The organism is Psychrobacter sp. S1-30-MNA-CIBAN-0213, assembly GCF_040309845.1.
In the GTDB taxonomy this organism is placed as follows: domain Bacteria; phylum Pseudomonadota; class Gammaproteobacteria; order Pseudomonadales; family Moraxellaceae; genus Psychrobacter.
Genome location: NZ_JBEOPE010000178.1, coordinates 1 through 236 on the forward strand (window position 1 = coordinate 1; position 236 = coordinate 236).

1 pseudogene is annotated in these 236 nt (G+C 47.9%); it reads right to left on the reverse strand.

Annotation, left to right across the window (positions count from 1 at the left end):
- A pseudogene (locus AAEY87_RS14410) lies at positions 1–236 on the reverse strand (LysR family transcriptional regulator); the annotation flags it as partial.

Consider the following 236-nt stretch of genomic DNA (forward strand, 5'->3'; position numbering starts at 1 on the left):
GTAATAGGATCGCTAGACGCTGCTTCATGAGTAGCAGCACGGTTGACTCTATTTGTAGACAGTTTATCGTTCGCTTGGGTCACTGCCTCTGTCGTCACCGTGGACGATACTGGCAAATGTGTTTGATGGTATAAAATTAAGCGATTGTTCGCTAGGTCTATCAAGCGCTGCTTACGTACATTGGCAAGCGGGTGTGATTTTGGCAATGCCACCACGTAGCGTTCATGACGTAGCAG